Annotated in this window: 8 protein-coding genes; 1 reads left to right on the forward strand and 7 read right to left on the reverse strand. The window is 36.8% G+C overall.

Features of this window, described 5'->3' with window-relative positions; all coding sequences use genetic code 11:
• Positions 1–867 (reverse strand): sugar diacid recognition domain-containing protein (locus PHP06_09305; protein ID MDD3840749.1); only part of this gene is annotated, 867 nt, incomplete at its 3' end.
• 54 nt (positions 868–921) lie between these two features.
• Complete coding sequence (locus PHP06_09310; protein ID MDD3840750.1) at positions 922–1,758, reverse strand: MBL fold metallo-hydrolase; 837 nt, start codon at positions 1,756–1,758, stop codon at positions 922–924.
• Positions 1,759–2,273: 515 nt separating this feature from the next.
• Between PHP06_09310 and PHP06_09315 the strand changes: the two genes are divergently transcribed.
• Complete coding sequence (locus PHP06_09315; GenBank protein ID MDD3840751.1) at positions 2,274–4,379, forward strand: neutral/alkaline non-lysosomal ceramidase N-terminal domain-containing protein; 2,106 nt, start codon at positions 2,274–2,276, stop codon at positions 4,377–4,379.
• Positions 4,380–4,475: 96 nt separating this feature from the next.
• Here the strand turns inward: PHP06_09315 and PHP06_09320 are convergent, their stop codons facing one another.
• From PHP06_09320 to PHP06_09340, 5 genes are all read right to left on the reverse strand, one after another.
• Entirely contained in the window at positions 4,476–5,195 is a 720-nt protein-coding gene (locus PHP06_09320; GenBank protein ID MDD3840752.1) for a 2-phosphosulfolactate phosphatase, read from the reverse strand.
• A 19-nt stretch (positions 5,196–5,214) separates the two neighbouring features.
• Positions 5,215–6,606, reverse strand: coding sequence for a transcription termination factor Rho (gene rho, locus PHP06_09325; GenBank protein ID MDD3840753.1), 1,392 nt, complete (start codon positions 6,604–6,606; stop codon positions 5,215–5,217).
• Between the two features lie 340 nt (positions 6,607–6,946).
• On the reverse strand, positions 6,947–7,798 hold the full coding sequence (locus PHP06_09330; protein MDD3840754.1) for a class II fructose-1,6-bisphosphate aldolase: 852 nt from the start codon (positions 7,796–7,798) through the stop codon (positions 6,947–6,949).
• Positions 7,799–7,856: 58 nt separating this feature from the next.
• Positions 7,857–8,483, reverse strand: a complete 627-nt coding sequence (locus PHP06_09335; GenBank protein MDD3840755.1) for a hypothetical protein — start codon at positions 8,481–8,483, stop codon at positions 7,857–7,859.
• A gap of 255 nt (positions 8,484–8,738) precedes the next feature.
• Positions 8,739–10,355 (reverse strand): CTP synthase, encoded by a 1,617-nt coding sequence (locus PHP06_09340; protein ID MDD3840756.1) that lies wholly within the window; start codon positions 10,353–10,355, stop codon positions 8,739–8,741.
• Positions 10,356–10,443 lie beyond the last annotated feature (88 nt).

Below are 10,443 nucleotides of genomic sequence, written 5' to 3' on the forward strand. Positions count from 1 at the left end.
TCTTAAAAGATACTCTACCTGCATATCTAAATCTGCAATATTCTTTATGGGTTTATCCCCTATCTTCAATAAATCTTTAGCTTCCCAATAGGATTTTTGATAACCTGAAATACCTTGATGGAAACTGCCCATTGCAATTTTTACCTGATATCCACAGTTTTGGTATATATCTTGACTTATCCGATTTAAAATTTGTTGCTCATTGCCTATAGCGGGAATCTCTTTGAAGATGATATAGTATCGGTTTATAATTGCTGAAAAATCTTGTTCATCTATATAGCGATGATCAATTAAAAAAGATTCTATGTTGTTCATAGCTTTTAGAAGTTTTAAGGAATCTTCAACCGTGCTTTCTATCAATTCGAGTATTATTGCACATCTCTTTTTTTTGATATCAATTCCTATGATTTTGCACAGACAGAGAATTTCCTCCTCATTTTTTTCAGGTTGGCCGTAAATAAGTTTTCTAATTATTTGCTGTTTCAAATCCTTTACCAGTTTTACCTGTTCTGATATTAAATGTTGCTCAAATGTTAATTCTACTGATCTTTTTACCAGTTTAGCTACAATCCTGACTTCATCTGGATGCCCATATACCCCTACTACTCCTATCCTTTTTCCCAATACATTTATGGGCATATTGACACCCTCTTTTGCACCGGGATAATCTTTTACTTGCTCTGGATATATTTCTATACATTTGTCCGATTTTATTACATCATCTGCCCCCTTATGATAAGTATTGACCCTGCTCTGTTCCCCCGAAGCAATAATAAACCCATCGCAATCCATTATATTGATGTTGCGATTATCGATTACCTCCATAGTAGCATCCACAATCTTTTGAGCTATTTCATGAAGATTCATAAAATCCTCCTATTTCTAATCCTATCAAGCTTATATTTTCCTAACACATACTATCTATTCTTCAATCACTATACTGCTCCCTGTAGAATTTACAAAAAACGGAATTTCCTGTTCCAGCAAATCCTCCACTGCTCTTTGTCCGGTACAATGAGAGATGCCGAGTAAGGGCACATTTAATTCTTTTAAATAATTTATAGTCCTATCGATTCGGTCCTGATCAGCATCTACCAAGTGAGTCCCGCCTAACACAGCATATATAGGCTGCTCAAACCGTTTAACAATTGTATCCAATATATTTACAACTCCCGGATGAGAGCAACCTAGCAACACTACCAATCCTTTGGTACTCTTTATTACAAGAGCTATTTCATCGCTAAAATCATCTATTGAATATTCTCCGTCTGAACAGACATAAAATCTTTCATTTATCTTTTCAAACCCGGACACTTTTTCAAAGTTTTTAACAGCAAACAGATTGGGTGCAATTTGTTGCACATCTCCATTCATATAACAGACTTCTATATTTTGTTTCTCCAAATAGCTTTGGTCAAAATTACTACCCAAGTATTGCCATGATCTATCTTTATACGCATATTTTTTGTTGAAAAACTCTGGTGTAACAAACAATCTAAAATCATTTCCAATAGCGCCTGTCAGCTGTCTAAAGCCTCCACTGTGGTCATAATGTCCATGGCTCAATACAACATGGGTAACATCATTCATATCTATATTCAACATACCTGCATTCTTTAAAAATTTATCACTCTGCCCGGTATCAAATAGAACTTTGTAGTTGTCGGACTCTATCAAAATGGACAAACCGTGTTCATTTTTCAGGGAAAGATTCTCACCCATAGAATTTTCTACTAGAGTAACAATTTTGATTGTCATATCAATCATTCCTTTTGAATTGAAATTTAGGGTATATCATTATTATATATACTTATTTATCCATTTTCATCGTACATACATACAAAAAAAATGCTTTCTTCATTAAAATAATTGTATTCACACAAAGCTGAGCAAAATATTTGTTAAAAAAATAACTTTTATGGACTTGAGTGTAAAGATGTAGTAGAATACATTTAGATTAATTAATAATAAAAATATAGGTAGCAACAACACAGGGGGACGGTTCTCCTGTGCTCTTCTATACAATCTTTATGTGTTCTCAATTCCCATAAACGAAGAGTCTATATCCTTCCTTCAATAAAAAATTACCTTTAGCAATTAACATAATAATTTTTGAATATATAAACTCAGTTATAAAAAATTTGATATCTTAAGCTGGACAATCCTTGGTATAAACCACCAGAAAAGAAAGGAGGTGCTTTATATAAAACGTGTCAGTTCAAGCTAGCTCATTCTAAATTTTCTGAATTATTTTTAAAAGAGGGGGTTTTTAAATGAAAACTGAAGTAAAAAAGAGAATGCCCAAATGGTTTTACCTAACTGTATTGATTGCAACACTCCTTTGTTTTCAATCAATGGCATCTACTTCTGTTTTTGCAGACAATTCTGATCAAGGAGTTTACAACATCGGGTCAGGCATACATGATATAACCGGGCCTGCTGCAGAGGTACGCATGATGGGCTATGCATCCATGGATCAGATAACAGCAGGAATTCATACCAGATTGTGGTCCAGAGCCTTCATCGTTGAGGACCCATCCAGCGCTAAAAGAGTAGTGGTTGTCACTGCTGATCTGGCTTTCATAACTCAGGCAGTAAAACAAAAGGTGATAGAAAACTTAAACAATAAATATGGCAATCTGTATACCCAAGAAAACGTTGTGCTGAATGCTACCCATACACACAGCGGACCTGGAGGTTATTCACATTACGCCCTGTATAATTTTACTATTATGGGCTTTATAAAAGAAAACTTCAATTGCATTGTAGACGGGATATGTCAATCCATTGAAAAGGCTCATGACAATCTGGAGCCGGGTTATATAAAATTAAACAGCAGTCAACTTGATGGAGTCACAATAAACCGTTCGCCCCAAGCATATATGAATAATCCCGCCGATGAAAGGTCTAAATATTCCCATGACGTTGACAAAACCATGACAGTTATCAAATTTGAAAATCTATCAGGCCAGGAAATCGGCATTATAAACTGGTTCCCCATTCACTGCACCTCCATGGGAAAGGATAATCAATTGATCAGTGGAGATAATAAAGGTTATGCATCCTATTTGTATGAAAAATATAAAAACACCGACTATTCTGCCGACAAAACCTTTGTTGCAGCCTTTGCTCAGAGCAATTGTGGTGACTCCTCCCCAAACATATACGGCGGCGAAGATGGCTATGGAGATAATGATTTTGAGAGTACGGAATATGCTGGTCGTAAACAGTTTGAAAAGGCACTTGAACTAGCAGATTCTGCCACTGACAAAATCACAGGTTCAGTGGATTTCAGACATCAGTTTGTAGATTTCTCTTGTATCAAGGTGACACCGGAATACGCAGATGGGGAAGATCGCGAAACTGCCCCTGCTGCTATAGGCTATTCATTTGCCACAGGCGCTGAAGATGGGCCAAGCGGAGTCCCCTCTTTCTATGAAGGCATGACAACCGAAGACTATCCAATTGATGGCAAAAATACAGTGAAAATCGCCCAAGAATTTGTAAGCCTAGTACCGCCGTTTAATACAATTATGGGAATCAATTATCCTTGGCTATGGCCTCCCCATCAACCCAAACCAATACTTTTTGCAACATCACAGGCAAAGCCCTATCCATGGACACCTGAAGTCCTACCTGTACAGATAGTCAAAATAGGACAGCTGAAAATTGTTGCTGTCCCAGCAGAATTCACAACAATGTCAGGCAGGAGACTGACAGAAAAGGTGCAATCAATATTTGGAGATAGTAATGGGGTATGTGTATTGGCCGGGCCTTCCAATGCATATTCTGATTATGTTGCAACTAAGGAAGAATATGATTTACAGCATTACGAAGGAGCATCGACTATTTTCGGTCCTTGGACCCTTTCAGCATATATTCAGGAATTCTCAAAACTAGCAGCGGCTATGAAGAACGGGGAGGATATAGATAGCGGACCTATACCCCGTGACCTTACAAATAAACAGATGAATTTCCAAACAGGAGTAGTGTTGGATAATACACCTACCGGTAAAAAATTCGGCGATATAGTTGTAGATGTTCAAGCTTCCTATTCCGAAGGCGATGATGTTACAGTAACATTCTGGGGAGCTCATCCTAAAAATGATTTAAAGATCGGTTCCACTTATCTTGAAGTACAAAGATTAGAGGAAGACCAATGGATTACTATAGCTAATGATTGGGATTGGAATACTAAATATAGGTGGAAAAGAATAGATCCTGTATGGGGTTCATCTCAAGTTACCATCGAATGGAATATACCACAAAATACCCTGCCTGGTACATACAGGATAGTTCACTACGGTAACTATAAAAACGGATGGAATAAAAAAATATATCCCTATACAGGTACTTCATCTACCTTCACAATAAATTGAAACCATCATTTTGGTATTAACTAGCTCAACACAAGGGGACAGTCCCTCTGTGCAGTTAAAAACAACTGCACAGAGGGACTGTCCCCTTGTGTTGTATCATGATATAATCATTCCATTTTTAACAAAAGGTACTGTATCTGTTGTATCTTTTCTAAAACAGAAATCTATGTCATGGCTATAACCTAGACTTGATAATCTTTTATAATGCTGGGTCGTTTTTAGAAATTGGTGGATATTATTTTTGTTGTGTCTATAAATATAGCTGCAGTTTATCGCCAGGTCGTCTAGTATTGCGCGGCCATTTGTATATTTTAATATGTCGTCTATTATAGCTCCCGCCGCTGATATATCATCTAAGGAAAAACGTCCGTGGGTACCCGCGCAAATTATTGCTATATCCCTATTCTCACGGACACAGCGGCGAGCAACAGCCTCAGAATTTATCATCGCTCCTATCAATGTTATCTCTGCATCCCTTGCTCCAATGACTGCATTGGTACCATTGGTGGTAGTTATTATCACAATTTTCCCGGCAACACTGTCATGCGTGTATTCTAGGGGGGAGTTGGACAAATCAAATCCGTCTATTTTATTACATCCCCTTTCACCACCTAAAATACAACATTCCCTACCTAGTCTTTCTGCTCTCTCAAAGGCATCTTGAATTCGCTTCACCGGAATAACACCTTTACAGCCATTGTCCAAAGCCTGAATGATAGTGGAAGTAGCCCTCAAAACGTCTATAACTATAGCAGTTTTACCATCTAATCTATCACCGACAATATCTAGTGCAGTAGAGAATACATTTATATTCAATTATATACCTCCGTATGAATTACAAGTTTTTCATTATATCTGTTATAAACTCATCATTTGAATATGTTGTAAGCAGTTGCTCTATAAGCCTTTCAGTTACGTCTGCAGTTCCCATGGAGCTCATGGCTCGTCTTATGGTCCATACTGCTTCCAATTCTGCCTGTGTCAACAGCAGCTCTTCTCTTCTAGTACCGGATTTATAGATATCTATAGCCGGGAATATCCTTTTTTCAGAAAGTTTTCTATCCAGGTGTATCTCCATGTTCCCTGTTCCCTTAAATTCCTCATATATTACATCGTCCATCCTGCTGCCAGTTTCTATCAGTGCAGTAGCTATTATGGTCAAGCTTCCGCCTTCTTCTATATTTCTTGCAGCTCCAAAAAACTTCTTGGGCTTATGCAGTGCACCAGGATCCAATCCGCCTGACAAAGTTCTTCCCGATGGAGGGATAGTAAGGTTATATGCCCTAGACAGCCTGGTTATACTATCCAACAATATTATAACGTCTTTTTTATGTTCTACAAGACGTTGAGCTCTATCTATGACCATCTCAGCCACTCTAGTATGATGTTCAGGCAGCTCGTCAAATGTTGAATATATTACTTCACCATCTATAGACCTTTTCATATCAGTAACTTCCTCTGGTCTTTCATCGATCAATAAAACTATCAAATCTATATCAGGATAATTTATTGTTATGCAATTGGCTATTTTCTTCAATAAAGTGGTTTTCCCGGATTTTGGGGGAGCGACTATCAAACCTCTCTGTCCTTTTCCTATAGGTGCAATCAGATCTATCAATCTAGTGGAAAGCTCTTTTGGATTTTTTCTGTTTTCCAGGGTAAATCTTTGTTTAGGATAAATAGGGGTAAGATATTCAAAGGGTGTTCTTCTAGTAGCATTTTCAGGATTTTCTCCATTAACGGAGTTTACATATAAAAGTGCTTGATATTTTTCCACATCCTTTGGAGGTCTAGTGGTACCAGCGACCAGATCTCCGGTTTTTAGGCTGAACCGTCTTATTTGGGATTGTGATACATATATATCTTTTGGACCGGGTAGGTAATTGTCAGATCTTAAAAAACCATATCCATCTGGAAGCACCTCTAAAACTCCCTGTTCTATACGGTTATCATCATTTTTCAAGTCTGGTATAAACAATTTCTTTTTATCTTTAATATTTTCCTCTCCTGAATAATTTCTTTTAGGTTTTACATCATCCTTCTTATCATCAACTTGTTTTTCCGCGCCTTTCATATCTTTTTTATAGCCATCTACCTTTTCGCCTCTGCTCTTTTCCAGTATCTTTTCTATAAGTTCACTTTTTCTGTATTTTGTAATGCTAGTAATAGACAAATCTTTTGCTATACTTCTAAGTTCGGGCAACTTTTTGCCCTGCAATTCTTCCAATAACAAATCATTCTCTCCTCTCATGTTTTGATATCAATTAAAATCAGACATAAATTTATTCAATTTTCTTATTTCTTAATTAATTCTAAAATAGGCAAATAAAGGTAGACCTTCTTTAAATTTTAAATTTAAAGATATCTCAAGGTAGGCAACAGTATTGTTATTTCCAGTATTATTATTTCCATTTTTATCATACTAATACATATTTAGATTGAATTTTATATCTGGAAAGGAAAATAGATGACATAAGGTGAGTCCAAAAGTCCCTTCTGAGGGATCTTTTGGACTTCAAGAAACAATAAAATTCTATACTTTTATATATCAAATAGCTATTTTTGCCTCATGCTTTACCCGAGCATCCAAATAATCTCATTTTAGTCTTTACTATATTTTTCATCTCTTCTCGAGCGGGTCCGAGTATCTTCCTAGGATCAATCTCTTCAGGTTTATCCTTTAAGACTTGTTTTACGCCTTTAGTAAAGGCTTGCCTTATCTCAGTATCTATGTTTATCTTGCAAACTCCCAGCTCTATTGCCTTTCTGATACTATCATCATCTATACCAGATGCTCCATGGAGAACTATAGGTATGTTAACCAGCCCTTTTATTGTCTTCAACCTGTCAAAGTCCAGTTTGGGCTGCCCTTTATATGCACCATGGGCAGTACCGATAGCTATCGCAAGAGAATCAACATCTGTTTCTTTAACAAAAGTTACCGCTTCTTCCGGATCAGTATATGTAGCATCTTTTTCCGCTACCACTACGTTATCCTCTACACCGCCAATTTTCCCCAGTTCACCTTCCACAGAAACACCCACTGCATGTGCTACATCTATAACTTTTTTAGTAATTTCTATATTCTTCTCTAAAGGATACTTTGAACCATCAAACATAACATTGGTAAACCCATATCTTATACACATCATAACCTGGTTAAAATCTGTCCCGTGGTCTAAATTCATCACAACAGGAACTGATGCCTTTTCAGCAGCCACTTTCACCATAGCCATTATATAATCTATACCTGCATACTTTAAAGCTCCCTGACTTGCCTGTAATATAACGGGAGATCTTTCTTCCTCCGCCGCTTCTATTATAGCCTGTACTATTTCCATGTTATTAGTGTTGAAGGCCCCTACAGCATAATTATTTTCATCTGCATGCTTCAGCAACTGTGCTCCGCTAACTAACATTGCAATCTCCTCCCGGCTTTTATTTAACTCTTGCTTATTATACCACAACTTTCTCAGTTTATTTTATAATTTCTACATTTTCCTCACCAATTATAATATAATCTTTTGTTTTTAGCAAGTTTAAATCCTGATTGTTGCCTGCATTTATAATGCCTATACTTCCACACCTACGACACAACAGCCTTATTTTGTCTTTCAGCAGGTTTATATTAAAATCCGAACAACCACAATGACAGTATAATCTGTTTTTATCGGCTATATCCTGTATTCTGTTAAAAGTTTCATACATCACATAAGAATTGCTAAAATATTCTCCAAAGGATTCGTCTGATATCCTGCTCAGCCTTTCTTCATAATAATCTATGCATTTATAGATGCTGTCTTTCGCCCCTATAAAAGCTATCTCAATATCCTTGTTGGGACATTTTATTATATTGGCGGGAACAGTCCAAAAATCTTTATAATTTCTAGTATAATAATGTGAATTCCCACATGCTAAACAATTTATTTTTATGTCGTATCTTTTATGATTCCAAGTCCTTATAATAAACAACAAATTCCCACAACTACATCTTTTATATAGTTTCCTAGTTCCTGAAAAATCAAACAGCGATATATCTTTTAAATCCAGTTTGCCGCAAAAAGCGCATTTAACGGCAACCTTTATTTGGTTTTCCCGTTTCATATTCTTAAACACCCCTATTTACCTTTTACAAACGATAAATTCAATTTACTTTATTTTAATCTACTATTCTATAAATATCATTGATAATCCTGCATAGAGTTGTAAATTTTTTATTAATTTGCGCTAAAATAATATTAATCATCTATATTCAACAATAATATAATATTAAATTTGTATATTTTTATTATGGGTGTATTATGAATTATGTAAACTGGGAATCAGGTCCATGGAAAAAGCAGGTAACTTTACCTGCTCCTACTTTTGTTTCTTTTCTACCATGGCTTTTGAATGTCTTACAAAATCTACAAATAATGGATGAGGTCTATTAGGTCTTGACTGAAATTCAGGATGAAACTGCACACCTACAAACCACGGATGTCCCTCTAGTTCAACTACTTCCACAAGATCTTTCTCTCTATAAACACCGGCAACCTTTAATCCGGCCTTTTCCATGGATTCTTTATATGAGTTGTTATATTCATACCTGTGTCTGTGTCTCTCGTTAATTAAGTCTTTGTCATATGCAGCCTTTGTTTTAAATCCTTCTATCAAGCTGCAAGGGTAATGGCCTAATCTCATCGTTCCCCCTTTTCTATCTATACCCTTCTGTTCGATCATCAAATCAATTACAGGATGTGGGGTATCCTGATCAAACTCTGTACTGTTTGCTTGTTCTAGTCCCAATACATTTCTTGCAAACTCGATGACTGCACATTGCATGCCCAAGCATATACCAAAGAAAGGCACTTTGTTTTCCCGGGCATATCTTGCAGCTGCTATTTTACCTTCTACGCCTCTATCTCCAAACCCTCCCGGCACCAATATTCCATCTACATCGTCCAGGTATGCCTCTGCATTAAACTCATTTATAAGTTCAGAATGTACCCACTTTATCTTTACTTCTACATCATTTACAATGCCTCCGTGGGTGAGAGCCTCTGCAATGCTCAGATAAGCATCATGTAGCTCAACATACTTTCCTACTAAACCGATAGTCACCGACCGGTTTAGGGATTTAAGCTTTCTAACCATTGCTCTCCATTCTTTCAAATCCCTCTGCTTGCATTCTAGGCCTAATCTCTCTATTACTCTGTCATCTAAACCTTCTTCTTCCAACAATATAGGAACTTCATAGATCGTTTCCGCATCAAGATTTTGAATCACATTTTCTCGCTTTAGATTGCAAAACAAAGAAATCTTATCCTTCATTTCATCCGATAGATTTTTTTGGGATCTACATACTATTATATCCGGCTGTATACCTATACTTCGCAGTTCTTTCACACTGTGCTGGGTGGGCTTAGTCTTTAACTCTCCTGCCATCTCCAGAAAAGGCACTAAAGTTACATGTATAAACATCACATTATCAGGCCCAAGATCCGCTCTGATCTGCCTTATAGCTTCTAAAAAAGGCAAGCTTTCTATATCACCTACCGTGCCCCCTATTTCAGTTATGATCACATCCGGATTGGAATCCCTAGCTACTTTATAGACTTTTTCCTTTATTTCATTGGTTATATGAGGAATAACCTGCACCGTTCCACCTAAATAGTCCCCTCTGCGTTCTTTCGATATGACAGCATCATATATTCTACCGGTGGTTATATTGCTATTCCTTGTCAGATTCTCATCTATAAATCTCTCATAGTGGCCTATATCAAGATCAGTTTCAGCTCCATCTATAGTCACAAATACTTCCCCATGCTGGTACGGGCTCATGGTTCCGGGATCTACATTTATATAAGGGTCAAACTTCTGTATGGATACCTTTACTCCCCTGCTCTTTAACAAACGCCCAAGGGACGCCGCAGTTATGCCCTTGCCAAGAGACGATACCACCCCTCCTGTTACAAAAATATATTTGGTCGACATAAAATACCTCCTGCAATTCTAATCAACATTAAAATTTTATACATTATGAGCCGATCTGTCAACAACATAAATGTATTTTATTCATATG

Source organism: Clostridia bacterium, from assembly GCA_028698525.1.
GTDB lineage: Bacteria > Bacillota > Clostridia > JAQVDB01 > JAQVDB01 > JAQVDB01.